This window comes from Nocardioides sp. FY1077 (assembly GCF_058681775.1).
Genome location: NZ_JBZWDB010000003.1, coordinates 1,046,605 through 1,073,344, shown reverse-complemented (window position 1 = coordinate 1,073,344; position 26,740 = coordinate 1,046,605). Strand labels below are relative to the sequence as shown.

Sequence of the window (26,740 nt, the reverse complement as noted above, 5' to 3'; positions counted from 1 at the left end):
ACCCGGGCGCAGGCAGAATGGAGGGCACCATGTCGTCCCCCAGCCCGGCCCCACCGGAGCAGCCCGAGCAGCCCGAGCGGGCAGACCCGACCGAGCAGGTCGAGCAGGTCGAGCAGGCGGCGCAGGTCGAGCAGGGCGGTGACGCGGTGCAGCCGGCCGAGGCCGACCAGGTCGCGCTCACGATCACCTATCCGCCCGAGCTGCCGGTCACCCAGCGCCGCGACGACATCGCGGCCGCGATCCGCGACCACCAGGTCGTGATCGTGGCGGGCGAGACGGGGTCGGGCAAGACCACCCAGCTGCCCAAGATCTGCCTCGAGCTCGGCCGCGGACGGCGTACGACGCGGCGCGGGCGCGACGGCAAGCAGCACACCTCCGGCGGCCTCATCGGCCACACCCAGCCGCGGCGCATCGCGGCGCGCTCCGTGGCCGAGCGCATCGCCGACGAGCTGGGCCAGCCGCTGGGTGAGCGCTCGGTGGTGGGCTACCAGGTGCGCTTCACCGACCGCACCACCCGCGACACCCGAGTCAAGCTGATGACCGACGGCATCCTGCTCGCCGAGCTGCAGCGCGACCGGATGCTGCGCCGCTACGACACGATCATCATCGACGAGGCCCACGAGCGCAGCCTGAACATCGACTTCCTGCTCGGCTACCTGCGCCGGCTGCTGCCGAAGCGTCCCGACCTCAAGCTCGTCATCACCTCCGCGACGATCGACCCCCAGCGCTTCGCGGCCCACTTCGCCGACCGCCACGGCGAGCCCGCGCCGATCATCGAGGTGTCGGGACGCACCTACCCCGTCGAGGTGCGCTACCGCCCCCTCCTGGAGCTGCCGGAGGACGACGAGGACGGCGAGCCGATCGTGCGCGACCAGACCGAGGCCATCGTGGAGGCGTGCCGCGAGCTGGCCGCCGAGGGCCCCGGCGACGTGCTGGTCTTCCTGCCCGGCGAGCGCGAGATCCGCGACACCGCGGACGCGCTCACCGAGGCCACCCGCGGCACCCGCGGCGGCGGCACCGAGGTCGTCCCGCTCTACTCCCGCCTCTCCGCCGCCGAGCAGCACCGCGTGTTCTCCTCCCACACCGGGCGCCGCATCGTGCTGGCCACCAACGTCGCCGAGACCTCCCTGACGGTGCCCGGCATCCGCTACGTCGTCGACACCGGCGTCGCCCGGATCAGCCGCTACTCCCTGCGCACCAAGGTGCAGCGGCTGCCGGTGGAGCCGATCAGCCAGGCCTCGGCCAACCAGCGCTCCGGGCGCTGCGGGCGCGTCGCGGCCGGCGTCGCGATCCGGCTCTACTCCGAGGAGGACTACACCGGCCGCCCCGAGTTCACCGACCCCGAGATCCTGCGCACCAACCTGGCCAGCGTCATCCTGCAGATGACCAGCCTGGGCCTCGGCGACGTCGCCCGCTTCCCGTTCGTCGAGCCGCCCGACCGGCGCAACGTGCAGGCCGGCGTGCAGCTGCTGGAGGAGCTGGGCGCGCTCCCGGCCACCGGCAGCCCCGAGGCCCGCCGGCTCACCCGCCTCGGCCAGCGCCTGGCCCGCCTGCCCATCGACCCCCGCCTGGGCCGGATGATCCTGGAGGCCGACCGGCTCGGCTGCGTCCGTGAGGTCGTGGTGATCGCGGCCGCCCTCTCGCTGCAGGACCCCCGTGAGCGCCCCGCCGAGCAGCAGGCCCAGGCCGACCAGCTGCACGCCCGGTTCAAGGCCGAGTCGTCGGACTTCCTCACCTGGCTGACCCTGTGGCGCCACCTCAAGGAGCAGCAGCGCGAGCTGTCGAGCAGCGCGTTCCGCCGCATGTGCAAGCGGGAGTTCCTCAACTACCTGCGGGTGCGCGAGTGGCAGGACTTCGAGTCGCAGCTGCGCCAGGTCTGCAAGGAGATGGGCATCGACGTCGGGCACCCGGCCGACGAGCCCGACGCCGACGGCATCCACCAGGCGCTGCTGTCGGGCCTGCTCAGCCAGATCGGGCTGCTGGAGGAGCGCGAGAAGGAGGGCGGCGCCCGCACGGGCCGGCGTCCGATGCGGGAGTACCTCGGCGCGCGCGGCGCCCGGTTCGCGATCTTCCCCGGCAGCGGGCTGGCCAAGAAGCCCCCGCAGTTCGTGATGGCCGCCGAGCTGGTCGAGACCGGCCGGCTCTGGGCCCGGCAGAACGCCGCGATCGCCCCGGAGTGGGCCGAGCGCCTCGGCGGCGACCTGGTCAAGCGCACCTTCTCCGAGCCCCACTGGAGCAAGAAGCGCGCCTCGGTGATGGCCTACGAGCGCGCCACCCTGTACGGCGTGCCGCTGGTCGCCGACCGGCTGATCGCCTACGGCAGGGTCGACCCGGCGCTCTCGCGCGAGCTGTTCATCCGCCACGCCCTGGTCTACGGCGAGTGGCAGACCCGCCACCGGTTCTACGCCGAGAACCTCCGCCTGCTCGAGGAGGCCGCCGAGCTCGAGCACCGCGCGCGACGCCGCGACATCGTGGTCGACGAGCACACCCTGTTCGACTTCTACGACGCCCGCGTGGGCGCGGAGGTGGTGAGCGGGGCGCACTTCGACACGTGGTGGAAGCAGGAGCGCCGGCAGCGCCCCGACCTGCTCACCTTCGACCCCGCGATGCTCACCCACGACACGGCCGGCGAGATCAGCGAGGCCGACTACCCGGAGCAGTGGTCGAGCGGCGAGGGCCTCACCTTCCCGATCGCCTACCACTTCGAGCCGGGTGCGGCCGACGACGGCCTCACCATCGACGTGCCGGTCACCACGCTCAACCGCGTGGAGGCCGACGACTTCTCCTGGGTGGTGCCGGGCCTGCGGGAGGAGCTGGTGACCAGCCTGGTGCGCAGCCTGCCCAAGCACCTGCGCACCAGCTTCGTGCCGGCCCCCGACACCGCGCGCGACTTCCTGCGGGCGGTGCCCGCGGGGGAGGAGCCCCTGCTCGACGCCCTGGAGCGGTGGTGCCGCGCGACCACCGGGGTGGTGGTGCCCCGCGAGGCCTGGGACTGGTCGAAGGTCCCCGAGCACCTGCGACCCACCTACCGCGTGGTCGACGACGGCGGTCTCGAGCAGGCCCGCGGCAAGGACCTGGAGGCCCTGAAGGAGCCGCTGCGCCCCCGTTTCGCCCAGGCCATGGCCGAGGTGGCCCACGACTCCGGGGTCGCCCGCACCGGCGAGACCCGCTGGGTCTTCGCCACGATCGAGACGTCGTTCACGCAGACGCGGGCCGGCCACGAGGTGCGCGGCTTCCCCGGCCTCGTCGACGAGGGCGCCACCGTGGGCCTGGCGGTCGCCGGCTCCGAGGACGAGCGCGACGCCCGCCACCGTCTCGGCGTCGCCCGGCTGCTGCTGCTCGACCTCGCCCGCGCCGACCAGCGCGGCGGGCCCGTGAAGGCGGTGCTGGACTCGCTCACCAACGCCGAGAAGCTGGGGCTGGCGGGCTCGCCGTACACCTCCGTGGCCGAGCTGCTCGACGACTGCCGCGCCGCGGTGGTGCGCGCCGTGGTCGACGCCCGTCCGCCCGCGCGCACCGAGCAGGCCTACGCCGCCCTCCTCGCCGAGGCCGGACGCGACCAGGAGGCCCACCTGCGTGCCGTGCTCGGCGACGTGGTGCGGGTGCTCGAGGCGTGGCGGCGCACCGAGAAGTCGCTGTCGGGGCGCGCCGAGATGGCGCTGCTGCCCGCGCTGACCGACATGCGTGCGCAGGTCGGGCGGCTGGTGCACCGCGGGTTCGTGGCCGAGGCCGGCACCACCTGGCTGCGCCGCTACCCGACGTACCTCGCGGCGCTCGACCAGCGCCGCGCGCGCCTCGAGCAGGGGAACGTCGCCGTGGGCCGCGACCGCCAGCTGATGGACCAGGTGGCCGACCTGCAGGCGGCGTGGCTCCACCGCGTCGAGGCGCTGCCGCCGGGGCGGCCTCCCGGCGAGGCGCTGCGCCAGGTGCGCTGGCTGCTGGAGGAGTGGCGGGTCTCGCTGTGGGCCCAGCAGCTCGGCACGGCGGTGCCGGTCAGCGACCAGCGCATCCGCAAGGCCCTCGGCTGACCACGTCGGCCGGCCCCGCGGGGGTGGCGGCGTAGCCTCGGCGAGGTGACCTCACGCCCCCACCACCGGCCGATGCGCAAGGCCTCCGCCTACTTCGACGAGTTCACCGGCGGCACCGACCCGGCCCAGGTCAGCGAGGCCGCCGACCGCGCCGCCCACCTGCTGGTGCGGGGGCCGCACGGCGACGACGAGGACGCCGTGGCCGAGCGGCTGCTGCGCCTCGCCGAGACCGAGGGCATCGAGGCCATCGCCGAGGTGTGGTCGGGCTCGCCGGCCGACTCGCTCGCCGGCTGCCTGTGGCGGCTGTTCCTGCTGCGCCAGTGGGTGCACGCCGACCCGCTGGCGGTGGCGCGGGAGTTCGAGGCCGGGCGGGCGCGGGCGCAGGTGGCCCGGGTGCTCGCCGGCGTGGCCGACCCGCCCACCCCCGAGGGCTTGCAGACGATGGTCGACGAGGTGCTGCGCGGGGTCGTGGTCGGCGAGTTCGCCGACGTGCTCTTCCGCGCGGCCGCCTTCGCCCGGGTGGTCGCCACCGGTCGCGCCGCGCTGCCCGAGCGCAGCGACGCGGAGGTCTCGCGGATGCTGGTGCTCTCGGAGCAGGTGGAGGCGGCGGGCCACCTCGAGCTGGCCCACCGGCTGGGCTGAGGCCGCGCCGGAGCGACGTACGTCTCTTGAGGTGAGGGGCGGGCGCGTTAAACTGTCCGTGGAGCACGTCGCACCGCGGCAGCCCCGGGTCCCACATCAAGCCGCCACGAGCGGCCACGCGCCGTGAGGCGCTCCCGGTGCGGCGTGCTCCGCTCACTGCTCGGCCACCGGTGTCCTACGGTGGCCCGGTGAGGACCCGCCTGCGTGCCGCCCGTCGTGCCGTCTCCCGACTGGCTCCCCGCCTGGCACCCCGCCTGGCCGATCGACCGGGCCGCCGCCGTCCCCGCGTCGACTACGCCCCGCGTGCCGACGGCCGTCCCGACCCCGGTGAGGTCGTCTGGGCCTGGGTCCCCTACGAGGAGGAGGACGGGCGCGGCAAGGACCGTCCGGTGCTGGTGCTGGCCCGCACCGGTCGCGGCGCGGGTGGCGCGGCCGGTGGCGAACGGCTGCTGGCCCTGATGCTCACCAGCAAGGACCACGACCGCGACGCCGCCGACGAGGCGCGCCACGGACGGCACTGGATGGACGTCGGCACCGGCGGCTGGGACCGCGAGGGCCGGCCCAGCGAGGTGCGCCTCGACCGGCTGCTCGACCTCGACGCCGGCGCCGTGCGCCGCGAGGGCGCTGCGCTCGACCGGGCGCGGTTCGACGCGGTGGTCGCACAGGCGCGCCGTCTGCACCCGTTGGGGTGAGCGGCGCTGCGCCGCCGTGAGCAGGGCGGTAGTCGGTAGGGTGGCCCGAGTCCAGGCGCTCGGGGCCCGCCGTGGGTCGTCGGGTCGTGTCGGGAGCAGCAGGACGGGGTGTCGGTGAGCAGGTCGGGTGCAGCGAGACGGCGTACGTCGTGGGTGGTCGCCGTGGCGCTCGGGACCACCCTCAGCCTGGGGCTCGCGGCGTGCAGCGACGGTGAGCCCGGCGAGCCGGAGCCCGCGCCCTCGCCGTCGGCCCCGGCGGGCAAGGCCGAGCTGACCTTCGGTGTGTGGGGCGACCCCGAGGAGGTCGCGGCCTACCGCGAGGTCGCCCGGCAGTTCGACGCCACGTCGCAGGAGAGCACGGTCGAGGTGGAGTCGTGGCGCACCCGCGAGGACTTCGTGGCCGCCCTGCGCGACGGCGAGCCGGTGCCCGACATCTACCTCGCCGCACGCCGCGACCTGGCCTGGCTGCGCGAGCAGGGGTGGACCCGTCCCGTCGACGAGCTGCTCGACGAGCGCGACGTCGACTTCGGCGACGTCTACTCCCGCGACGCCCAGGAGGCGTTCTCCGCCGACCTCAAGCTGCAGTGCATGCCCTACGGCGTCTCGCCGATGGTGCTCTACTACAACACCGAGCTCGTCGACCTGGAGCGGATGGCGCAGCGCGGTATCTCGGTGCCGCCCGAGACGCACTCCCGCTTCACCTTCGACCAGTTCCGCGCCGCGGCGGAGTTCGCCGCCAAGCCCCGCCAGGGCACCCGCGGCGTCTACGTCGACCCGTCGCTGCGCGGCCTGTCGTCGTTCGTGTACGCCGGCGGCGGCCAGGTCTTCGACGACGCCGACGAGCCGACGTCGACGGCCTTCTCCTCCGACGAGACCCGGGAGGCCCTCGAGCCCATCCTGGAGGTGCTGCGCGACCCGCGGCTGACCCTCTCGGAGGACCAGCTCGACCGGGCGACGGGCCTGGAGTGGTTCGAGCGGGGCAAGGTCGGGATGATCGCCGGCTTCCGCGACCTGGTGCCGCGCCTGCGGGAGGTGCCGGGCCTGGAGTTCGACGTGCTGCCGATGCCCACGATCGACACCACCGCCACGATCGGCGACCTCACCGGGCTCTGCATCTCGCCCGACACCGAGAGCATCGTGGAGTCCGCCGACTTCCTCGTGCACGCCATCTCCTCACCGGAGGTCGCCGTGGTCACCCGGGCCGGTCACCTGGTGCCGGCCAACCAGCAGGTCGCGCTCTCGGAGGACTTCCTGCAGACCGACCAGGAGCCGCTGAACGCCGGCGTCTTCACCTTCAGCAACCGCTACGTCGTGCTGCCGCCGCTGCTCGACACCTGGACCGAGCTGCAGGCCGCGGTCGACCCCACGATCGAGGAGCTGGTCTCCGCGCCGGGCATCCTGCCGCTCGAGGAGCTCACCGTGCAGGTCGACGAGGAGTCGCGCACCGTGCTGGAGCAGCCCGAGGACGCCGAGTCCGACGAGGAGTGACCCTGGTCGGGGGCCTGGTCGGGGGCCAGGTCGGGGGCCAGGTCGGGCGCCGGGTCAGGCGCCGGGCTGCTCGCCCGCGGGCAGCGGCTCGTCGGCGGCCAGCACCGCGGAGGTGAGCACGGGGGTGGCCAGCGCGACCTGCCAGGGGCGGGCGCCGTGACCGGCGAGCCGCTCGGCGACGGCCGCGGCCAGCGCCTCGGGGTCGCGGGTGGCGGGCGGGTCCCAGAGCGTGCGCCGCAGGTAGTCGGGCGTCAGCACGTTCTCCACCGGCAGGTGCTGCTCCTCGGCCAGGGCGAGCATGGCCTCGCGGGCCAGCTGCAGGCGCCGGGCGGCCACGGGGTCGCGCTCGGCCCAGGCCCGCGGCACGGGCGGGCCGTCGGAGCGCGGCGAGCGCGCCGGCAGCTCGCCCTCCGGTGCCTGGGCGACGGCCTGCAGGGCGGCCAGCCAGCGCGAGGAGTAGCGCTCGGCGCCGCGGCCGTGGAAGCCCTTGGTGGCCAGCAGCGCGGCGCGGTCGGTGGGCATCGCCGCGGCCGCGGCCACGATCGCGGCGTCGGGGACGATGCGCCCCGGCGTCACGTCGCGCTGCTCGGCGATCTCGTCGCGCACCTCCCACAGCGCCTTGGCGGCACCGAGCGAACGGCGTCCGCGCACCCGGTGGAGCCCGGAGAGCCGGCGCCAGGCGTCGACGCGGGGCGTGGGGGTGAAGCCGCGCAGCGCGTCGAACTCCTGGCGGGCCCACTCGTCCTTGCCGGTCTCGACCAGCTCGGCGGCGAGGTGGTCCCGCAGCTCGAGGAGCACCTCCACGTCGAGCGCGGCGTACTCGAGCCACGGCTCGGGCAGCGGGCGCGTCGACCAGTCGACGGCGGAGTGCTCCTTCTTCATCCGGAAGCCCAGCAGCGTCTCGACCAGCGTGGCCAGGCCGACGCGGGGGTGGCCCAGGAGCCGGCCGGCGAGCTCGGTGTCGAACAGTGCGGTGGGGTGCAGGCCGAGCTCGGTGAGGCAGGGGAGGTCCTGGGTGGCGGCGTGCAGGATCCACTCGGTGCCGACCAGCGCCTCCTGCAGCGGCGCCATCGTGGAGGGACCGATGGGGTCGACGAGGAAGGTGGTCGAGCCCTCGCGCCGCAGCTGGATCAGGTAGGCCCGCCCGGAGTAGCGGTAGCCCGACGCGCGCTCGGCGTCGATGGCCACCGGGCCGGTGCCGGCCGCCAGCGACGCGCACACCTCGCGCAGGCCGGCGTCGGTGTCGACCACCGCGGGCAGGCCGTCGCGCAGGGTCAGCAGCGGCAGCGGCGGGCCCTCGGGCTCGGCGGGCTGCTCGGGCTCGGTGAGGACGACGGCCGCCTCGGTGTCGTCGGCGGGGTCGGGCGAGGTGGGGTCGGGCATCAGCGTGCGGGGCCGCGCTGCCCGCGCCGGCTCGGCATCATCGTGACGCCCTCGGGCACCGGCGGCAGGCCCGCCGCGGTGCACAGCAGCTCGCCCCAGGCCTCGACGTGCGGTGCGAGGTCGGGGGAGCCGTCCTCGCCGACGACCGGCGTCCACGACGCGCGGACCTCGATCTGGGCGGTGCGGCCGTCCTCCGACATGCCGCCGAAGCTCTCGGTGGCGACCGTGGTGACGGTGCCCGACGGGGCGACCACCGCGGCGTCGTGGGCCTCCAGGGCCTCGGCGAGCCAGGACCAGCCGACCTCGGCGAGCAGCGGGTCGGTGACCAGGTCGACGTCGATGTCGGCGCGCGCGTAGGCCACGCAGCGGAAGGTGCCCTCCCACGCGTCGTTGCCGGCCGGGTCGTGGAGCAGGATGATCCGCCCGGTGCCGACGTCGGTGTCGTCCACCGTCACGTCGGCCGACAGGGCGGAGGAGAACGGCGCGATGCGCTGCGGCGCCGGCATGGCCTCCACGAACAGCTCGGGGCGCAGCCGGGCCGCCTGCATGCTGGCGACCGCCCGGACGAACTCCGGGGGCTGCGCGTCGGCGCCCGCACCGGGGCGCGTCTCCTGGCGGACGACCATGGGCCCACAGTAGGTCGCAGCCTCTCGAACCGGTGTGCGAACACGCCGGGAGGGGTGGGACCCTTGTCTGCGTGACGACCGCCACCGGACCCGCCAGCGCCACCTCCCACGCCGTGCGAGACAGCGCCTTCCTCAAGGCGACCCGCGGCGAGGCCGTGCCCCACACCCCGGTGTGGTTCATGCGCCAGGCCGGCCGGTCGCTGCCGGAGTACCTGCGGGTGCGCGAGGGCGTCGGCATGCTCGAGGCCTGCATGGACCCCGCCCTGGTCCAGGAGATCACCCTGCAGCCGGTACGCCGCTACGGCGTCGACGCGGCCATCTTCTTCTCCGACATCGTGCTCCCGCTGAAGGCCGTCGGCGTCGACCTCGACATCGTGCCGGGCGTCGGCCCGGTGGTCGCCGCGCCGGTGCGCACCCTCGCCGACGTCGCCGCCATCCCCGACCTCACCCCCGAGCACGTCCCCTTCATCACCGAGGCGGTGCAGGGCCTGGTCGCCGAGCTGGGCGCGACCCCGCTGATCGGGTTCGCCGGCGCGCCGTTCACCGTGGCCTCCTACCTCGTGGAGGGCGGGCCGTCGAAGGAGCACGCCCGCACCAAGGCGATGATGTTCGGCGCCCCCGAGGTCTGGGACGCGCTGATGCACAAGATCGCCGGCATCGCCGCGGCGTACCTGGAGGTGCAGGTGGGTGCGGGCGCCTCCGCGGTGCAGCTGTTCGACTCGTGGGCCGGCGCGCTCACCCCGCCCGACTACGTCGAGCACGTGATGCCCCACTCCGCGCGGGTGCTGGAGCGCGCCGGGGCCCTGGGCGTGCCGCGCATCCACTTCGGGGTCGGCACCTCCGACCTGCTCGGCCTGATGGGCGAGGCCGGCGCCGACGTCGTGGGCGTCGACTGGCGCACCCCGCTCGACCGCGCCCTCGGGCGGGTCGGCGACCGGGCCGTGCAAGGCAACCTCGACCCCACGCTCGTCTTCGCCCCCACGGACGTGATGACCGCCCGCGCCGCCGAGGTGATCGAGGCCGGCCGCGCCGCCCGCGGCCACGTGTTCAACCTCGGTCACGGCGTCATCCCGTCGACCGACCCCGACCAGCTGGCCCGGCTCACCGACTTCGTGCAGTCCTACCCGCTCTGAGCCGCGCCCGCCTCGACGGCGGCGGTGGTCACCGGTCCTCGAGGTGGCGCCGGCTCGGGCCCGAGCGGGCCGACCGGGTCGGTCGGGTGCGGACCTTCACGTCGCCGGCGTCGGTCTGCTGCACCTCCACGTAGTCCTGTGCGCGGGCCAGGCCGACCAGCTTGGCGAAGCCGTAGTGCCGCGCGTCGAACGACGGGTGGGTCTTGCCCAGGTAGGCACCGACCTGCCCGAGGTGCGACCACCCGTCGTCCTGGGAGGTGGACTCCACGGCGTCGAGGAAGATCGTGCGCAGGTCGGGCAGCTCGCTGCTCTCGCCGTCGTCCTCGTTGCCGTCCGCGCTGCCCGCGGCGGCGGCAGCCGTGGCGGCGGGCTCGGCCGCCGCGAGGGGACGGCCGGCGGTCGCGGGGGGCCGCTCGGCGGTCGCGGCGGCGTCGGTCGCGGCCGGCGCGGCCTCCAGCACCTCCAGGAAGATGAACCGGTCGCAGGCGTTGACCAGCGCCGTCGGCGTGGTGCGGCGGCCCAGGCCGTAGACCGTCTTGCCCGACTCGCGCAGGCGGATGGCGAGCCGGGTGAAGTCGCTATCGCTCGACACGAGGGCGAACGCGTCGATGTTGCCGGAGTAGAGCAGGTCCATCGCGTCGATGATCAGCGCGGAGTCGGTCGAGTTCTTGCCGACGGTGTTGGCGAACTGCTGCACCGGCGAGATGGCGTGGCGGGGCAGCTGACCCTTCCAGCCGACGAGCTGTTGGGTCGTCCAGTCGCCGTAGGCCCGCTTGACCGTCGGCACGCCGTAGCGCGCCACCTCGCGCAGCACCGCGCCGGCGTGGGTGGGCGAGATGTTGTCGGCGTCGACGAGCACCGCCATGCGGGTGCTGGTGGGGTCGGGCACGGCGTCTCCTGTGGGTCGGGTGGGGATGTGCCCATCCTGCCCCGGCCCGCCGGCCACCGGGGCTCAGCCCTCCGAGGCCATCACCGGTGCCCCGCGACGGCGGCGCTGCGAGCGCACCAGCAGGGCGATCGGCACCCCGAGCACCAGGCCCACCACCGCGAACGGGAGCACGGCACCGGCCACGGTGGCCGCGCCGACGGCGAACCCGGACAGCCCGTCCCACCCGGCCCGGAGCCCGGCGAGGAAGCCGGCCTCGTCCGGCTCGTCGGCCCGCGGCGGCGCCACGTCGTCGGGGGTGCGCTCGATCGAGACGTTGATCGTGGACAGCGAGGTCTGGTCGGTGAGGTAGGCCTGCTGGCGCAGCAGGGAGTTGAGGTCGGCCTGACGACGGGTGAGCTGGCTCTCCACCGAGATCACGGCGCCGATGGTCTGCGCCCGGGCCAGCAGTGCCTCGATGCGGGCGATGCTGGCCCGCTGCACCCGGATGCGCACGCGGTTGTCGACCACCTGGGTGGTCACGTCCTCGCTGTCGGTGTTCGACACGACCAGGTCGGCGACCTCCTCGAGGTCGGTCATCGTGGCCTCGAAGTCGTCCGACGGCACCCGCAGCACGAGGCGGCTGGTGCGCAGGGCACCGGCGTCGTCGGTGCGGGTCTGCTCCTCGGCCACCTGGCCGCCCACCCGGTCGACGAGCCGCTGCACGTCGTCGGCGGCGGCGCCCACGTCGTCGGCGCGCACCTCCACGCTGCCGGTGCGGATCAGCGCGGCCTCCATCGGGGCGACCCCGGGCGCGGGGCGGGCGCGGTCGACGGCCCCCGAGCGCAGCGCCGACATCGACGAGTCCGACGCCGCGCTCTCGAGGTCGGCGTCGCCGCGGGCGGCCTCCTCCGGCGCCGACTCGGCCACGGAGCCCGCGGCGCTGTCGCTGGTCGAGTCGAGCGACTCCTCCGACGAGCCCGAGCAGGCCACGGTGCCCGAGGCGAGGGCGAGGGCGGCGAGGAGCGCCGCGGCGCGGGTCGCCGTGCGGCGACGGGTCGGGCCGAGGGCCCGCGAGGGGGTGCTGGTCATGGGGCTGTGACGTCGTCCGGCGCCGGCCGGTTCCGCCCGGCTCCGGTCCGTTCCGGTCGGCTCCGGTCGGTTCGCCCGTTCCGCATGGGGTCGTGTGCCCCACGACGCGGCCCGGCGCGTCCTCAGGCACACGACCCGTCTCGCCCTGGCTGCACCGCTGACTCCGGCTCGTCTTCGATCAGGTCGTGTGCCCCACCACGCGGCCCGGCGCGTCCTCGGACACACGACCCCGCCCCGGTGGGCCGCCCGGCGCGGCGCGGGCCAGTTCCGAAGTGTCCGGTCCGGTCCGGTTCGATCCGCTCCGGTCCGCTGGGGGTCGTGTGCCCCACGACGCGGTCCGGCGCGTCCTCGGATACACGACCCCGCCCCGGTGGGCCGCTCGGCGCGGGCCAGCTCCGAGGTGTCCGGTCCGGTCCGGTTCGATCCGCTCCGGTCCGCTGGGGGTCGTGTGCCCCACGACGCGGTCTGGGGCGTCCTCGGGCACACGACCCGTCTCGCCCTGGCTGCACCGCTGACTGCGGCTCGTCTTCGCCCGGGGTCGTGTGCCCCACGACGCGGTCCGGCGCGTCCTCAGGCACACGACCCCGCCCTGGCTCGCCTCGTCCCGCCCGGCCCCGGGGCGGTATGCGACGTAGGCTCGGACCATGCGCAGCGTGGTGGTCGGCGGAGGCGTGGCCGGCCTGGCCGCGGCCCGCGACCTGGCCGCGGCGGGCCACGACGTGGTGGTGCTCGAGGCGGCCGACCGCGTGGGCGGCAAGCTGCGCAGCGCCGAGGTGGCGGGTGCGGTGGTCGACGTCGGCGCCGAGGCGATGCTGCACCGCCGCGCCGAGGGCGTCGACCTGGCCCGGGCCGTGGGTCTGCAGGTGGAGCACCCCGCCGTGGTGAGCTCGCGCATCTGGAGCCGTGGCGCCCTGCGGGCGCTGCCGCGCTCGCTGATGGGCGTGCCGCTCGACCTCGCCGCGCTGGAGGCCTCGGGCGTGCTCTCCGCCGACGGCCTCGTCCGCGCCGCCCGGGAGCCCGGCCTGCCGCCCACCGAGCTGGCCGACGACGCCGACCTCACCGTCGGCGACCTGGTCGACGCCCGCTTCGGACCGGAGGTCACCGACCGGCTCGTCGAGCCGCTCCTCGGTGGGGTCTACTCCGGGCGCGCCCGTGCGATCTCGGCCCGCGCCGCCGTGCCGCAGCTGGTGTCGCTGGCCACCCGCGGCTCGGTGGTCTCCGGCGGGGGAGCCGTGCCGACGACGTACGCCGGGCCCGTCTTCGCCGGCATCGTCGGGGGGATGGGGTCGCTGCCCGGGGCCGTGGTGGCGGCGGGCGGCTTCTCGGTGCGCACCGGTACGACGGTGCGCGGCCTGCGCCGGGTGCCCGAGGGCCTCGAGCTGATGCTCGGGCCCACCACCGCGCCCGAGCTGCTGGTCGCCGACCTCGTGGTGCTGGCCACGCCGCCCGCCCCCACCGCGCGGCTGCTCGACGACGTGGCACCACCGGCGGCCGCCGAGCTGGCGGCGGTGGAGACGGCGTCGGTGGCGGTGGTGACGCTCGCCGTGCGCGCCGCCGACGCGCCGGGCCTCGCGGCCACCGAGACCTCGGGCTTCCTGGTGCCACCGGTGGAGGAGCGCCGCATCAAAGCGGCCACCTGGTCGTTCTCGAAGTGGGCGTGGGTGGCCGAGGCCGGACGCGGCCTCGACAGCGGGGGCGACGTGCTGCTGCTGCGCACGTCGCTGGGCCGCCACGGCGACGAGGTGGCCCTGCAGGCGGGTGACGACGAGCTGGTGGCGGCGTCGCTGGCCGACCTGCGCGACCTCGCCGGCCTCGACGCCCGCCCCCTCGACACCCACGTGCAGCGGTGGGGCGGTGGCCTGCCGCAGTACACCGTCGGCCACGTCGCCCGTGTCGCGCGGGTGCGTGCGGCGGTCGCGCAGGTGCCGGGGCTCGCGGTCTGCGGCGCGGCCTACGACGGCGTGGGCATCCCCGCCGTGGTCGGGTCGGCCCACCGCGCGGTGCGCGAGCTGCTGGCCGCGCTCCCGGCCCCCGACCGGCCGCCGGTGGCCACCGCGACCACCGCCGACGAGACGGTCACCACGTCGGCCCGACCTGGGGCGGCCCCGGGCGGCGCGGCATGATGGAGCCATGAGCGACACCCAGACGAACGCCGCCCGGCTGCGCGAGATCAACGACGCGATCCGCTACACGATGTGGTCGGTGTTCCGCCTCGACGACGTGCTGGGCGACGCCGCCGACCGCACCGCGGAGGGCGCCGAGGTGGAGCGGCTGCTCGCCGAGCTCGACGCGGCCGGCGTGGTGGTGCGCGGGGTGTACGACGTCTCCGGCCTGCGCGCCGACGCCGACGTCATGGTCTGGTGGCACGCCGCCGACTCCGAGGCCCTCCAGCAGGCCTACCACCGGCTGCGGCGCACCGCCTTCGGCCGTCGGCTCGCGCCGGTCTGGTCGCAGATGGCCCTGCACCGCCCGGCGGAGTTCAACAAGTCCCACGTGCCGGCGTTCCTCGCCGACGAGGAGCCCAAGCGCCACGTCTGCGTCTACCCGTTCGTCCGGTCCTACGAGTGGTACCTGCTGCCCGACCAGGAGCGCCGCGACATGCTCAAGGAGCACGGCATGCAGGCGCGCCCCTACCCCGACGTGCGCGCCAACACGGTGGCGTCGTTCGGGCTGGGCGACTACGAGTGGATGCTGGCCTTCGAGGCCGACGAGCTCTACCGCATCGTCGACCTGATGCGTGACCTGCGCGCCTCGGCCGCCCGCCGCCACGTGCGCGAGGAGGTGCCGTTCTACACCGGTGCTCTGGTGCCGGTGGCCGAGCTGGTGCAGCGCCTGCCCTGACCTCGACCGCCGGGTCGGCGCCGCGACCGGTGCCGGGTCGGGCGCGGTGGTCAGGCGACGACGGTGCCGGCGCCGGCGGTGAGCTCGGCGTACGCCGCGGCGATGCCGGCGGCGACGGGGCCGGGGGCGCCGGTGCCGATGGTGCGGCCGTCGACGGCGACGACGGGGGTGACCCCGCCCATCGTGCCGGTCACGAAGACCTCGTCGGCGGTGTAGAGCTCCACCAGGGAGTGCTCGGTGACCTCGGTGGGCTGGCCCAGGTCGGCGCACAGCTCGAGCACGGTCTCGCGGGTGATGCCCTCGGGGCAGGCACGGGTGGTGGGGGTGCGCACCAGCCCGCGGGCGACGTGGAAGACGTGGGTGGCGTTGGTCTCGGCCACGAACCCGGCGTCGTCGAGCATCAGCGCGTCGTCGGCGCCGGCGAGGGTGGCCTCGATCTTCGCCATGATCGAGGTCAGCAGGTTGTTGTGGTGGATCTTCGGGTCGAGGGAGTCGGCGCGGTGACGGCGCACCGACGAGGTCGCCAGCGTGATGCCGGAGTCGTCGTAGACCGGCGACTTCCACTCCGCGAGCACGATGAGCGTCGGGCCCGACTGGTTGAGCCGCGGGTCCATGCCGCTGGTGATCTTGACCCCGCGGGTCAGCGTCAGTCGCACGTGCACGTCGTCGTGCATGTCGTTGGCCGCGAGGGTGCGCCGCAGCTCCTCGACGAGCTCGTCGGCCGGCGGGATCTCGGTGAAGCCGAGGGCCTGCGCCGAGCGGCGCAGGCGGGCGAGGTGCTCGTCGAGCTTGAAGATGCGTCCGCCGTGCAGCCGCAGGCCCTCCCACACGGCGTCGCCGCCCTGCACCACGGAGTCGAACGGGCTCACCGCCGCCTCGTCGCGGTGGGTGATCCGCCCGCCCACGTTGACCATCAGGTCGCGGTTGCGGGGGTCGAAGGTCTGCAGCATCAGCTCTCCAGGGTGGGGTCGGCCGCGGGCCGCAGCCGGTGCGGGGCGAGGGCCTCGTAGTAGGGACGGCAGCGCGCGAGCAGCGGCTCGAGGTGGGCCGGCAGCGGGTCGCCGCTGCCGGGGGAGTCGGAGGCGAAGCCGGTGGAGGCCTCGACGCCGGCGTACCAGTGCGGCGCCCAGACGCCGTCGGTGTCGCGGGGCCCGGCCGGCCAGGCCAGCATCGCCTCGTCGAAGGGCAGGTCGAGCGCCGCGCACAGCAGCCCGAGAGTGCCGCGGGGGTCGCGCAGCACGTCGGCGGCGTCGACCACGGGCCCGCCGAAGCGCTCGTATAGCGCGAGCTGCTGGGGCAGGCCCAGGTCCTCGAGCGTCGGCTCCTCGCGCACCTTGGCGTAGGAGGTGAGCACCCGCTCGGGGTCGCGCACCAGGAACGCGTGGCGCAGCCCGGCGAGGGCGGCGAGATCGAGGTCGGGCAGCACGTGGTGGGTCATGTGCTTCTGGTACTGCACCGGGGTGGTCACCGCCCCGGCGGTCAGCCCGCGCGCCACGACGGCGGGGTCGGTGGGCTGGGAGGCCACCACCTCGTCGCGCCCGGGGTGGTCGAGGCCGGTGGCGGCGAGGTACGCGGCGTACAGCGGCTCGTCGACCACGGTGCAGTCGGCACGGTTCTCGAAGCTGCGCATCAGGGCCGTCGACAGGTTGCGCGGGCCCGACCACATGGCGATCCGGAGGGTCATCGCGCCCAACCTAGTGGGTGCTCGCCGCGCGATGGTGGGAGGTCAGGCCCCGGCGGGCCTCTCCTCCAGCGTGAGGCTGACGGAGTTGATGCAGTAGCGGTCACCGGTGGGGGTGCCGTAGCCGTCGGGGAAGACGTGGCCGAGGTGGGAGCCGCAGCTCGCGCAGCGCACCTCGACGCGCTTCATGCCCATCGTGGTGTCCTCGATGTACTCGATGGTGTCGCTGATCGGCTGGTAGAACGACGGCCAGCCGCACCCGGAGTGGAACTTGGTGTCGGACTCGAACAGCGTGGCCTCGCACGCCTTGCAGCGGTACACGCCCGTGGTCTCGGTGTCGTTGTACGCGCCGGTGAACGCCCGCTCGGTGCCGGCCTTGCGCAGCACGGCGTACTCGGCGGGGGACAGCTGCTCGCGCCACTCGGCGTCGGACTTCTCCACGGAGTAGGTCATGGTGGAAGCCTACGTCGGCGCGGGTCACCGACCCGTCGTCTCACCCCCGTCCACCGCGGGTTCACCCCCGCGAACCGTTGACGTACTCGGAGAACATCTGTTCACTGGGCTGATGGCAGGGACGATCCCGTGGGAGCGGGTCCGCAAGGCGGGCTCGAAGCTGACCACCCCGTTGCACCCGGACGACTACCTCTCGCTGGTCAACCCCCTCTGGAGCTCGCGCGAGCTGCGCGGGCGCGTGGAGGAGGTCGTGCCCGAGACCGAGGACGCCGCCACACTGGTGATCCGGCCCGGCTGGGGGTGGCGCTACGACCACAAGCCCGGTCAGTACGTCGGCATCGGCGTGCGGGTGGACGGCAAGTTCCAGTGGCGCTCCTACTCCGTGAGCTCGGCGCCGCTGCGCAGCCGGCGCACCATCTCGATCACCGTGCGCGCCATGCCCGAGGGGCTGCTCTCCTCGCACCTGGTGAACGGTCTCGAGCCCGGCACGATCGTGCGCCTGGCGCTGCCCGAGGGTGACTTCGTGCTGCCCGACCCGCCGCCGGCCAAGCTGCTGTTCCTGGTGGCCGGCAGCGGCGTGACCCCGGTGATGGCGATGCTGCGCACCCTCGACCGCCGCGGCACCATGCCCGACGTCGTCATGCACTACTCCTCGCCCACGGCGGAGCGGATGATCTTCCGCGACGAGCTGTCGGCGCTCGACGAGAAGCACGACGGCCTCACGCTGCACCGGCTGCACACCGACGACGACGGCATGCTCGACCTCGCCGACCTCGACCGCGTGTGCCCCGATTGGCGCGAGCGCGAGACCTGGGCCTGCGGGCCCGGTCCCATGCTCGACGCCGCCGAGGAGCACTGGGAGGCCCGCGGCGTCGAGGAGCGGCTGCACCTCGAGCGGTTCTCGCTGCAGCTCGGCGGCGACGGCGGCGAGGGCGGCACGCTCACCTTCCGCAACTCCGGCAAGTCCGTGGACGTCGACGGCGCCACGACGGTGCTCGAGGCCGGTGAGCAGGCCGGGGTCGGCATGCCGTACGGCTGCCGGATGGGCATCTGCCACACCTGCACCGTCACGCTGGTCTCCGGCACCGTCCGCGACCTGCGCAACGGCGACGAGTTCGGCCAGCCCAACGAGCCCGTGCAGACCTGCGTGACCGCCGCCGTCGGCGACTGCACCCTCGACATCTGACCCGCAGCACCACCCCCAGCACGACCACCCAGCACGACCACCCAGCAGCACCCACCGACACACGCCACAACAGGGAGACCCATGGCCATCGCGGACGTGAAGGAGTACACCCACCTCAGCGAGGAGGAGGTGGAGCAGCTCGGCCGGGAGCTCGACGCGATCCGCGCCGACGTCGAGGAGTCGCGCGGCGCGAACGACGCGGCGTACATCAACCGGATCATCCGGGTCCAGCGCGGCCTGGCCGCCGCCGGCCGGCTGACGCTGTTCGCCTCGAACCGCAAGCCGGCCTGGGCCGCCGGCGCCGCGATGCTCGGCGTGGCCAAGATCCTGGAGAACATGGAGATCGGCCACAACGTCATGCACGGCCAGTGGGACTGGATGAACGACCCGGAGATCCACTCCTCCAACTGGGAGTGGGACACCGCGCAGCCGGCCGAGCAGTGGAAGCACTCGCACAACTACATCCACCACCAGTTCACCAACGTGCTCGGCCACGACAACGACATCGGCTACGGCATCCTGCGGATGGCCCGCGAGCAGAAGTGGCACCCCGTCTACCTCGGCCAGCCGGTCTACAACGCGCTGCTCGCCGGGCTCTTCCAGTGGGGCGTGGCCCTGCACGACCTCGACCTGGAGCGCATCCGCAAGGGCGAGAAGGACCCCAAGGAGATGAAGCGGCAGCTGCGCCAGATCGGGCGCAAGGGCCGCAACCAGATCCTCAAGGACTACGTGGTCTACCCCGCGCTGGCGGGCAAGAACTGGAAGTCGACGCTGTCGGCCAACGTCAGCGCCAACCTCGCGCGCAACCTGTGGTCGTACATGATCATCTTCTGCGGCCACTTCCCCGACGGTGCGCTGCACTTCACCGAGGAGGAGCTCGAGGACGAGACCCGCGCCGAGTGGTACCTGCGCCAGATGCTGGGCTCGGCCAACTTCGGGGGCGGCGACCTGCTCCACATCATGTCGGGCAACCTGGGCTTCCAGATCGAGCACCACCTCTTCCCCGACCTGCCCAGCAACCGCTACGCCGACATCTCGGTGAAGGTGCGCGCGCTGTGCGACAAGTACGACATCCCCTACACGATCGGCCCGCTGCACCGTCAGTACGCCCAGGTGCTGCGCACGATCATGAAGCTGTCGCTGCCCAACGGGATGACCTCGAGCGACGACCCGGCCCCGCCGGAGCGCCCCGACACCGCGAACGAGCCCGCGCGCGACCGCCGTCGGCGCTCCGACGCCGAGCGCCAGCCGCGTCGTTCCGAGCTGGGTGCCTGGACCCGCAGCCCGCAGGAGAGGAGCCACGACTGATGGATCCTGCTCCTCGGGCCTTCGCCGACCTCCCGGTCGACGCCGGCCTCGGCGTCCCGGTGCCCTTCGCCTGCGGCACCTCCGACGGGTACGACGGGCGCGTCGCCGGCGCCGCGTCGGCTCGGCAGCTCGACGGACGCCGGGTGACCCAGTGCGCCCTGAGCCGGGTGTGCGGCGTCTGCGGCGCCGGCCTCGGCCGCCCGATCGCGTTCGTGGGCAGCGAGGTGGAGCAGGGGCGCAACGCGTTCCACTTCCCCCCGTCGCACGTCGAGTGCGCGCAGGGTCTCCTCACGGCGTACGACGGGGTCACCGAGCCCGTGCTGGGCCAGGACGACGTGGTGTCGTGGGTGCTGGTGACCACGGCGAGCTTCGAGTTCGTGCGGCCCGCCAAGGAGGACCTCGACCGGCGCCCGACGTTCCAGCCCAACGCGCTGCTCAGCGAGACCCACGCGAGCTGAGGTCTAGAAGCCCGTAGAGCACCACGGCGTGGGCCCGGCGTGGTCGGCCATCGCGGCGAGCACGGCCACGTCGGGCCCGGTGACCCGCCCGGCGGCGGCGAGCGTGGTCACGGTGCGGTCACCGAGGTACAGCGCACCGAGCGTCTCCACGTCGAGGCGGACGCCGGGCGCCTCCTCGGTGCGCGCCACGTCGGCGCGCCCGTCGCGGGTGGTGACCCGGAAACGGCCGGCGGCGTGGCCGAGGGCGTCGTCGATCTCCACCACCACGGTCGCGTCGGCGCGCCACGGCCGCGCCTCGAGGGCGGCCACGGGGTCGAGCACGCGGAGCCACAGGACGTCGCGCACCTCGGTGGTGGCGACGACGCGGGGGTCGGTGACGGCGGCGTCTAGCACGTCGTCGAGCGGCAGCACGGCGCGCGCCGTCGCGGTGAGGTCGATGTCGGCGAGGAAGCGCCACAGGCGCAGGTAGGCCGAGGTGGTCAGCGCCTGCAGGTCGCGCACCGCCACCACGCCGCCCTTCTCCTCCTTCACCCGGTAGCGCGCGTAGCCGTCGGGGGTGCCGGCGGCGTCGAGGTGCACGACCACCTGCGAGGCGCGGTCGGGCGTGCCGGTCTCCCAGTCGTAGGTGCCGGTCTCCGCGACCTCGTGCAGCGCGGGGCGGGCCACCTGGCCGCGGGTGGTGGCCAGCACCTGCTCCCACACCGCCCGGCAGGTCGCGAAGCCGTCGGCGAGGCCGACCACCTCGAGGCTGCCGTCGTCGTCGAGGTGGCGCAGGCCGAAGCGGGCGGTGACGTCGACGTCGACGGTGCGCCGGCGGGTGGCCACCCCGAAGCCGTAGCGGCCGTAGATGCCGCCCTCCGAGACCGTCAGCGCTGCGAGCGGCAGCCCGCGCGCGGCGGCGTCGGCGAGGTCGTCGCCCATCAGCCGACGCAGCACGCCGCGGCGGCGGTGGGTGGGCGACACGGTGACGTCGGTGATCATGTGCAGCGGCAGCTGCCGGCCGCCACCGACGTTGACCGACTGCTCCCAGCTGGTGAACGTGCCGACCGGGGCGGGGGTGCCGGCCACCACCCGGTCGCGCGGCCAGGCGGCGCGCAGCACGGCGCCGTCGGCGCGGGTGCCGGCGAGCCAGCGGGCGTACTTGTCGTCGTCGAGACCGCCCTCGTGGAAGCCGCGGCTCCAGGCGTCGGCGTAGGCCCGAAGCCGGGCCTGCTCGGCGTCGTCGGTGGCGTGCACGTCGAGGAGGTCGAAGGCGAGGTCGTCGTGCTGGGGGGAGGTCACCGCCCCAACGTACGGCGCCGCCGTCCCGCGGCTCGACCGGTTTCGTCGGGCGCTCCACTACGGTGGCGCCATGGCGAAGGCGAGCGCGGCCGAGGTGGAGGCGGGTGGTCGCGTCGTGCGCGTCTCCAGCCCCGAGCGGGTCGTCTACGAGGCCACCGACCGCACGCCCGAGGTCACCAAGCTGATGGTGGCGCAGTACGTCGCCTCCGTCGACGAGGGCCTGATGCGGGCGCTGCGAGGGCGCCCCACGGCGCTGGAGCGCTGGACGTCGGGCGTGCGACCCGGCATGCGCCTGGCCACCGGCCCGCAGGACAAGGACGCCGACGCGTTCTACCAGAAGCGGGTGCCGAAGGGCGCTCCCGACTACCTGGAGACCGCCCGCATCACGTTCCCCTCCGGGCGCACCGCCGACGAGATCTGCCCCACCGAGATCGCCGTGCCGGTGTGGTGCGCCCACATGGGCACGATCACCTTCCACCCGTGGCCGGTGCGCCGCGACCCCGCGTCCGACACCTGGCAGGACCATCCCGACGAGCTGCGCATCGACCTCGACCCGCAGCCCGGCACCACCTTCGCCGACGCCGTGCGCGTGGCCGGCGTGGCCGACGAGCTGCTGCGCGAGCTGGGCCTGGTGGGCTACCCCAAGACCTCCGGCAACCGCGGCATCCACGTCTACGTGCGCATCCGTCCCGAGTGGGACTTCGTCGACGTGCGCCACGCCGCCATCGGCTTCGGGCGAGCGCTGGAGCGCCGCGACCCGGGCGTCACCACTGCCTGGTGGAAGGAGGAGCGCGGCGAGCGGATCTTCGTCGACTACAACCAGAACTGCCGCGACCGCACCATCGCCTCGGCCTACTCCCTGCGCCCCCAGCCGGGCGCCCCGGTCTCCACGCCGCTCTCGTGGGCCGAGCTGGCCGAGCTGCGCGACCCCCGCGAGCTCAACCTGTTCACCGTGCCCGACCGGCTCGCCGACGGCGACCCGTGGGCCGGCATCGACGACACCCCCCACTCCCTGCAGCCGCTGCTCGACCTGTGGGAGGAGCTGCCCGGGGGCGAGCTGAACTACCCGCCCGACCACCCCAAGATGCCCGGCGAGCCGCCGCGGGTGCAGCCGTCGAAGAAGGTGGCCTCCCACTGGGACGACGCGGGCAACCGGGTCGACGGATGAGCCGTTGGGATCCCGCCGACGACCCGGTGCAGCGCCTCGTCGCGCCGCTGCGGCGGTGGTCGGTGCCCCTCAGCGTGGTCCTCGTGGTCTGGGGCGCAGCGGGCGCCGTGGCGGTGGTCGCCGCGGCGTCCACCGTGCAGGGGCTGGTCCTCGGCATGCTGCTGCCCCTCGGTGCGGTGGTCACCAGCACGACGCGCGTGGTGCGGGCCGCGCGGGGCCTGCCGCCCGCGCACGCCGGCCTCGACGCCCTGCCCGAGGAGGAGCGCAAGGCGGTGGCCCTCGACCTGCTGTGGCGCCAGCAGCGCACCGCGGCCGCCTCGCTCGCGGTGGTCGCGGTGCTCTACGTCGTGCTCGCGGTCCTCGACGACGACCGGGCCCGGGCGCTCGGGGTGGCCGCGGCCGTCATGGGTGCGCTCGCCGTGGCGTTCCTGCTGGTGGGCCTGCTGGCCCGGTCGTCGTCGCGACGACGGACCGACCAGGCCGCCGACCAGCCCGCCGACCGCCCGGTCGACCCGGCCCCGCAGGCGGCGCCGTGATCCTCATCGACCCGCCCAACGCCGCGGGCCACGGCCGGCTGTGGTCCCACCTCGCCAGCGACACGTCGTACGACGAGCTGCACGCCTTCGCCCGCGCCCAGGGGTTCACCGAGCGCGGCTTCGACCGCGACCACTACGACGTGCCGTCGCACTGGTACGACGCGGTCGTGGCCGCCGGCGCCACGCCGGTCAGCAGTCGCGAGCTCGTGGCGCGGCTGCGGGCCGCCGGGCTGCGCACCACCGAGAAGCGTCGGCGCGGCTGAGGCGGCCGCGCCGTCCCCCGCCGCGGGACGCGCTGGAGCCGCCGTCCCCAAGGAAGGGGACGTCGGGCGCGTGAGCGCCACGCACGGCCCGGTCGCGCCCACGATGACGGCGACAGGTGAGTGCTCGCAGACGGGCCGGGGTGGCGGAGGACGTGCGGTGTGGACACGACTCGGCAGGGCGCTCGGCGCGACCCGGTGGTCATCGGCATCACCTCCGACCACATGCTGGTCGCGGAGTCGGTGGGCGCTGCGCTCATCGGCCGCGGCCTCGACGTGCGGGTGCTGGCGTGGCCGAGCCACGTCGACCCCACCGTCGGCCCCGGACGGGTCGCCGGTCCCGGCACGGGCGACGCCGGTGAGGTGCGGGCCGGGCTGCTCCTGTGCCACCTCGAGCCGGCGGAGCGCCTCGGGGAGGTGGCCCACGTGGTCGCCTCGGTGCCCGCGCCCTGGACGGTGCTGACCCCGGCACCCCGCGGGCCACGCTGGGGCGCCCTGGTCGACGTCGGTGTCGAGAGCGTGCTGCCCGAGACCACCAGCCTCGACGAGGTCGTCACCGCGCTGCGGTGCGCCGCCGCCGGCGACCCGGTGATGTCGGCCGACGAGCGTCAGGTCCTGCGGCACTCCTGGCACGCCGTGCTGGCCGAGCAGCGGCTGCTGGTCGGGCGGATGAGGTCGCTGGGCCCACGCGAGCTCCGGGTCATCGGCCTGCTGTACGCCGGCGACTCGCTGGCGAGCATCGCCGTGCAGCTCGGCGTGTCGGAGGCGACCGTGCAGTCGCAGGTCCGCCAGGTGCTGCGCAAGCTCGACGTCAACTCCCAGCTGGCGGCGGTGGCGGCGTACTCCGCGGTGCTCGAGGAGGTCGCGGGGCCCGGGCCGGAGGGCTCACCACTTTTCAGTAAAGCCTCCGGCGTGCCCGGGGTGCCCCCGTCGGGCGACGTCAGCCTCTGACCCCACGAGCAGCGCGCGGACCCGTGTCACGGGGCCGCTCCCGGAGGTCAGGAGCCAAGGGTGAGCACAACAGTCACGGACGAGACGCTGGGCGAGATCGTGGGCGACATCGTGGGCGTGGGCGACGCCGTCGGTGACCGGGTCAGCGACGTGGTGAGCGAGATCGCCGGCGTGGGTGACGTCGTGGGCGAGGTCGTCGTCGAGGCGGTGGAGACCGCGGCGGTGGCACTGCGCGGCGGGGTCCGGGCCACCCGGGCCACCCGACGCCGGCTGGTCCGGCGTACGCCGGTGCCGTTGGGTCTCGCCGCCGCTCCCGCCTGTGGCGCCGTCGGTGCCGTCCTGGTGCAGGCGCCCGCCTGGCTGGTCGTGGCCGACCTCCTGCTGTGGGTGGCTGCCACGGCCTGGCTCGCCGGGCCGGTGCTGCGCCGCCACGCCACCGACCTGCGGGCGCTGGTGGTGCCGATGAGCGTCCCGGTGCTCGCGGTGGCGGTGGTCGGGGCGATCGACGGGTGGGAGCAGGCGCTGGTGCTGCAGACCGTCGTGACCGTGGGCCTGTCGACGCTCGTGCTCGCCGCCCTGCTGGCCCACCGGCGCCCCTGCCCCGCACCGCGGGTCGCGGTCGCCGGCGACAGCCGGGTCGTGCAGGCCCACGTCGACCGGGTGCGCAGCCGCACCGACCTGCTCGTCGTGGGTGCGCTGGTCGTGCCCGTCCCGGACGGCGACACCCTCCTCGACGTCGACTGCGGCGTCCCCCTGGTCGAGGTGGGTCCGGGGGACGCCGGCCGGGAGGCCGTCGCGGCAGCCGTCGCCCACTGGCAGGTCGGCGCCGTGGTCGTGCTGCCCGGGCTGTCAGCCCCGGCCCTCGACCGGCTCTGCTGGGCCCTCGAGGACGTCGACGTCCGGGTGGCCCTGAGCACCGGCCTCGACCCCGTCGCCCCCCACCGGCTGCGCCTGGGCCACCTCGCCGGCCTGGTCGTCGCCGACGTGCGGCCGAGCCGCCCCCCGGCCGGCGTGCGCTGGGTCAAGGCCGCCCTCGACCGTGCCGGTGCCGCGCTGCTGCTCCTCGTGCTCGCACCGCTCCTGCTGGCCCTGGTCGCCGCGGTGCGCCTGGACACCCCGGGACCGGCGGTGTTCCGCCAGGTGCGCGTCGGCAGGGGGGGACGGACCTTCACGATGTACAAGCTGCGCACCATGACGGTCGGCGCCGACCGTGAGCTGCCCGGCCCGACCGGCGACCGGGGCAACGCGGTGCTGTTCAAGCTCGCCCACGACCCCCGGGTCACCCGGACCGGCCGCGTCCTGCGCACCACCTCCCTCGACGAGCTGCCCCAGCTGGTCAACGTGCTGCGTGGCGAGATGTCGCTGGTCGGACCACGACCGGCGCTGCCCTGCGAGGTCGCGACGTACGACGAGCGGGCGCGGCGCCGGTTGTGCGTGCGCCCCGGGCTCACCGGGTCGTGGCAGGTCAGCGGTCGCTCCGACCTGGGCTGGGAGGAGTCGGTGGCGCTCGACGTCGGCTACACCGACAACATCACCCTCGGCCGCGACCTCGCGATCTGTGCGGCGACCGTGCGCGCCGTCGCCTCCCGGCGCGGGGCGTACTGATGCGCACCGCGGCGGCGCGTGTCGTCGGGGAGCGCCCGGTGCTGCTGGTGAGCACCCAGGGGGGTCACCTGGCCCAGCTGCTGGTGCTGCGCGGGTGGTGGGGGTCGCGCCAGCGGGTGTGGGTGTGCCCCGACACCCCCGACGTGCGCGACCGGCTCGCGGAGGAGCGGGTCGTCACGTCGTACTCACCGACCACCCGCGACCTGGGCAACCTGGCCCGCAACGCGCTGCTGGCCTGGCGCGTCGTGCGCCGCGAGCGTCCGGCCATCGTGGTCAGCGCCGGGGCCGGGGTCGCCGTGCCGTTCTTCGTCGTGGCCTGGCTGATGCGGGTGCCGACGGTCTTCATCGAGGTCTACGACCGCGTCGACAGCCCCACCGTCACCGGTCGGCTGTGCGGCCCCTTCACCACCCGCCGCATCGTGCAGTGGGAGGACCAGCTCGCGTTCTACCCCGACGCCCACCTGGTCGGACCGCTGCTGTGAGCGCCCTGGTCCTGGCCCTGGTCGGCACCGACCACCACCGGTTCGACCGGCTCGTCGACTGGCTCGACGCCGTCGCGGTGCACCACCCGCAGGCGCGGGTCGTGGTGCAGCACGGCACCAGCCGTCCGCCGCTGGTCGCCGAGGGGCGCCCCTACCTCGCCCACGACGACCTGGTCGACCTCGTCGACCAGGCGGCCCTCGTGGTCTGCCACGGCGGCCCCGGCACGATCATGGACGCCCGCGACGCCGGTCACGTGCCGGTCTGCGTGCCGCGCGACCCCGCGTTGGGCGAGCACGTCGACGGCCACCAGCTGCGCTTCGCGCGCCTGGTGGCCCTCGCCGGCGTCGTCCGCAGCGTCGTCGGCCCCGACGACCTGTGCGACGTGGTCGGCCGGGAGCTGGCGCACCCGGCGGCCCACGGCGCCGGCACGGCGCGGCGCGACGACGCCGCCGAGCTGGCGCGCCTGCGCCTCGTCGACGAGCTCGACGCCCTGGTGGCCTCCCACGCGCCGCGCGGACGCCGTGGGCGTCCGCGCCGCTCCTGAGCCCGCTACCCGGTTGTGGGTAGCCCTCCGCCTGCC

25 protein-coding genes are annotated in these 26,740 nt (G+C 74.8%); 17 read left to right on the top strand and 8 right to left on the bottom strand.

All coding sequences use genetic code 11. The annotated features are described in order from the left end of the window. Nucleotides 1–29: 29 nt before the first annotated feature. The 4 genes from hrpA (at nt 30) to AC4OR8_RS14695 (ending at nt 6,850) form a co-directional block, all read left to right on the top strand. Nucleotides 30–4,028 (top strand): ATP-dependent RNA helicase HrpA, encoded by a 3,999-nt coding sequence (hrpA, locus tag AC4OR8_RS14710; protein WP_492166307.1) that lies wholly within the window; start codon nt 30–32, stop codon nt 4,026–4,028. A 45-nt stretch (nt 4,029–4,073) separates the two neighbouring features. Next, the gene (locus tag AC4OR8_RS14705) at nt 4,074–4,670 is read left to right on the top strand and encodes a hypothetical protein (RefSeq protein WP_492166306.1); all 597 of its coding nucleotides are present in this window, start codon (nt 4,074–4,076) and stop codon (nt 4,668–4,670) included. Nucleotides 4,671–4,858: 188 nt separating this feature from the next. Next, nucleotides 4,859–5,362, top strand: a complete 504-nt coding sequence (locus tag AC4OR8_RS14700; protein ID WP_492166305.1) for a type II toxin-antitoxin system PemK/MazF family toxin — start codon at nt 4,859–4,861, stop codon at nt 5,360–5,362. 162 nt (nt 5,363–5,524) lie between these two features. After that, on the top strand, nt 5,525–6,850 hold the full coding sequence (locus tag AC4OR8_RS14695; RefSeq protein ID WP_492166304.1) for an ABC transporter substrate-binding protein: 1,326 nt from the start codon (nt 5,525–5,527) through the stop codon (nt 6,848–6,850). A gap of 54 nt (nt 6,851–6,904) precedes the next feature. Here AC4OR8_RS14695 and AC4OR8_RS14690 read toward each other — a convergent pair whose 3' ends face one another. Both AC4OR8_RS14690 and AC4OR8_RS14685 read right to left on the bottom strand, forming a co-directional pair. Then, nucleotides 6,905–8,233, bottom strand: coding sequence for an HRDC domain-containing protein (locus tag AC4OR8_RS14690; protein ID WP_492166303.1), 1,329 nt, complete (start codon nt 8,231–8,233; stop codon nt 6,905–6,907). Further along, entirely contained in the window at nt 8,233–8,859 is a 627-nt protein-coding gene (locus AC4OR8_RS14685; RefSeq protein ID WP_492166302.1) for a DUF3000 domain-containing protein, read from the bottom strand. Before AC4OR8_RS14685 ends, AC4OR8_RS14690 begins: the two co-directional genes overlap by 1 nt. Nucleotides 8,860–8,930: 71 nt before the next feature. Here AC4OR8_RS14685 and hemE point away from each other — a divergent pair, with 71 nt between their 5' ends. Next, on the top strand, nt 8,931–9,992 hold the full coding sequence (gene hemE, locus AC4OR8_RS14680; RefSeq protein ID WP_492166301.1) for a uroporphyrinogen decarboxylase: 1,062 nt from the start codon (nt 8,931–8,933) through the stop codon (nt 9,990–9,992). 28 nt (nt 9,993–10,020) lie between these two features. On the opposite strand, the gene AC4OR8_RS14675 is transcribed toward hemE, so the two are convergent. Further along, the gene (locus AC4OR8_RS14675; protein ID WP_492166300.1) at nt 10,021–10,881 is read right to left on the bottom strand and encodes an NYN domain-containing protein; all 861 of its coding nucleotides are present in this window, start codon (nt 10,879–10,881) and stop codon (nt 10,021–10,023) included. A gap of 63 nt (nt 10,882–10,944) precedes the next feature. Continuing rightward, complete coding sequence (locus AC4OR8_RS14670; RefSeq protein WP_492166299.1) at nt 10,945–11,949, bottom strand: DUF4349 domain-containing protein; 1,005 nt, start codon at nt 11,947–11,949, stop codon at nt 10,945–10,947. Nucleotides 11,950–12,593: 644 nt separating this feature from the next. On the opposite strand from AC4OR8_RS14670, the gene hemG reads away from it, so the two are divergent. Further along, a complete protein-coding gene (gene hemG / locus AC4OR8_RS14665; protein ID WP_492166298.1) occupies nt 12,594–14,072 on the top strand; it encodes a protoporphyrinogen oxidase in 1,479 nt (492 codons plus the stop codon). Between the two features lie 7 nt (nt 14,073–14,079). After that, entirely contained in the window at nt 14,080–14,790 is a 711-nt protein-coding gene (gene hemQ / locus AC4OR8_RS14660; RefSeq protein ID WP_492166297.1) for a hydrogen peroxide-dependent heme synthase, read from the top strand. A 50-nt stretch (nt 14,791–14,840) separates the two neighbouring features. On the opposite strand, the gene AC4OR8_RS14655 is transcribed toward hemQ, so the two are convergent. From AC4OR8_RS14655 to msrB, 3 genes are read right to left on the bottom strand one after another with little or no spacing between them, the layout of a single operon-like run. After that, nucleotides 14,841–15,740, bottom strand: coding sequence for an aminotransferase class IV (locus AC4OR8_RS14655; RefSeq protein ID WP_492166296.1), 900 nt, complete (start codon nt 15,738–15,740; stop codon nt 14,841–14,843). Then, a complete protein-coding gene (locus tag AC4OR8_RS14650; RefSeq protein ID WP_492166295.1) occupies nt 15,740–16,474 on the bottom strand; it encodes a sulfotransferase-like domain-containing protein in 735 nt (244 codons plus the stop codon). The genes AC4OR8_RS14655 and AC4OR8_RS14650 overlap by 1 nt, the downstream gene beginning before the upstream one ends. 42 nt (nt 16,475–16,516) lie before the next feature. Next, nucleotides 16,517–16,924 carry a peptide-methionine (R)-S-oxide reductase MsrB gene (gene msrB / locus AC4OR8_RS14645; protein WP_492166294.1) on the bottom strand — a complete coding sequence of 136 codons (408 nt, stop codon included), beginning with the start codon at nt 16,922–16,924 and terminating at the stop codon, nt 16,517–16,519. Between the two features lie 112 nt (nt 16,925–17,036). Between msrB and AC4OR8_RS14640 the strand changes: the two genes are divergently transcribed. The 3 genes from AC4OR8_RS14640 to AC4OR8_RS14630 all read left to right on the top strand — a co-directional run bounded on the left by AC4OR8_RS14640 (nt 17,037) and on the right by AC4OR8_RS14630 (nt 19,876). After that, nucleotides 17,037–18,110: a ferredoxin reductase gene (locus AC4OR8_RS14640; RefSeq protein WP_492166293.1), complete on the top strand. Its 1,074-nt coding sequence runs from the start codon at nt 17,037–17,039 to the stop codon at nt 18,108–18,110. Nucleotides 18,111–18,191: 81 nt separating this feature from the next. Then, nucleotides 18,192–19,418, top strand: a complete 1,227-nt coding sequence (locus tag AC4OR8_RS14635) for a fatty acid desaturase family protein (RefSeq protein ID WP_492166292.1) — start codon at nt 18,192–18,194, stop codon at nt 19,416–19,418. Continuing rightward, nucleotides 19,418–19,876, top strand: coding sequence for a hypothetical protein (locus AC4OR8_RS14630; RefSeq protein WP_492166291.1), 459 nt, complete (start codon nt 19,418–19,420; stop codon nt 19,874–19,876). Before AC4OR8_RS14635 ends, AC4OR8_RS14630 begins: the two co-directional genes overlap by 1 nt. 3 nt (nt 19,877–19,879) lie before the next feature. On the opposite strand, the gene AC4OR8_RS14625 is transcribed toward AC4OR8_RS14630, so the two are convergent. Beyond that, nucleotides 19,880–21,157 (bottom strand): GNAT family N-acetyltransferase, encoded by a 1,278-nt coding sequence (locus AC4OR8_RS14625; RefSeq protein WP_492166290.1) that lies wholly within the window; start codon nt 21,155–21,157, stop codon nt 19,880–19,882. 70 nt (nt 21,158–21,227) lie between these two features. Here AC4OR8_RS14625 and AC4OR8_RS14620 point away from each other — a divergent pair, with 70 nt between their 5' ends. The 7 genes from AC4OR8_RS14620 (at nt 21,228) to AC4OR8_RS14590 (ending at nt 26,704) form a co-directional block, all read left to right on the top strand. Next, on the top strand, nt 21,228–22,325 hold the full coding sequence (locus tag AC4OR8_RS14620; protein ID WP_492166289.1) for a DNA polymerase domain-containing protein: 1,098 nt from the start codon (nt 21,228–21,230) through the stop codon (nt 22,323–22,325). Next, complete coding sequence (locus AC4OR8_RS14615; RefSeq protein ID WP_492166288.1) at nt 22,322–22,861, top strand: hypothetical protein; 540 nt, start codon at nt 22,322–22,324, stop codon at nt 22,859–22,861. The genes AC4OR8_RS14620 and AC4OR8_RS14615 overlap by 4 nt, the downstream gene beginning before the upstream one ends. Then, complete coding sequence (locus AC4OR8_RS14610) at nt 22,858–23,124, top strand: DUF4031 domain-containing protein (protein WP_492166287.1); 267 nt, start codon at nt 22,858–22,860, stop codon at nt 23,122–23,124. The genes AC4OR8_RS14615 and AC4OR8_RS14610 overlap by 4 nt, the downstream gene beginning before the upstream one ends. A gap of 159 nt (nt 23,125–23,283) precedes the next feature. Beyond that, nucleotides 23,284–24,072, top strand: a complete 789-nt coding sequence (locus tag AC4OR8_RS14605) for a helix-turn-helix transcriptional regulator (protein WP_492166286.1) — start codon at nt 23,284–23,286, stop codon at nt 24,070–24,072. A gap of 60 nt (nt 24,073–24,132) precedes the next feature. Then, nucleotides 24,133–25,677, top strand: coding sequence for a sugar transferase (locus tag AC4OR8_RS14600; protein WP_492166285.1), 1,545 nt, complete (start codon nt 24,133–24,135; stop codon nt 25,675–25,677). A gap of 47 nt (nt 25,678–25,724) precedes the next feature. After that, the gene (locus AC4OR8_RS14595) at nt 25,725–26,159 is read left to right on the top strand and encodes a UDP-N-acetylglucosamine--LPS N-acetylglucosamine transferase (protein WP_492166284.1); all 435 of its coding nucleotides are present in this window, start codon (nt 25,725–25,727) and stop codon (nt 26,157–26,159) included. Continuing rightward, on the top strand, nt 26,156–26,704 hold the full coding sequence (locus AC4OR8_RS14590; protein ID WP_492166283.1) for a glycosyltransferase: 549 nt from the start codon (nt 26,156–26,158) through the stop codon (nt 26,702–26,704). Before AC4OR8_RS14595 ends, AC4OR8_RS14590 begins: the two co-directional genes overlap by 4 nt. The last annotated feature ends 36 nt before the right edge of the window (nt 26,705–26,740 follow it).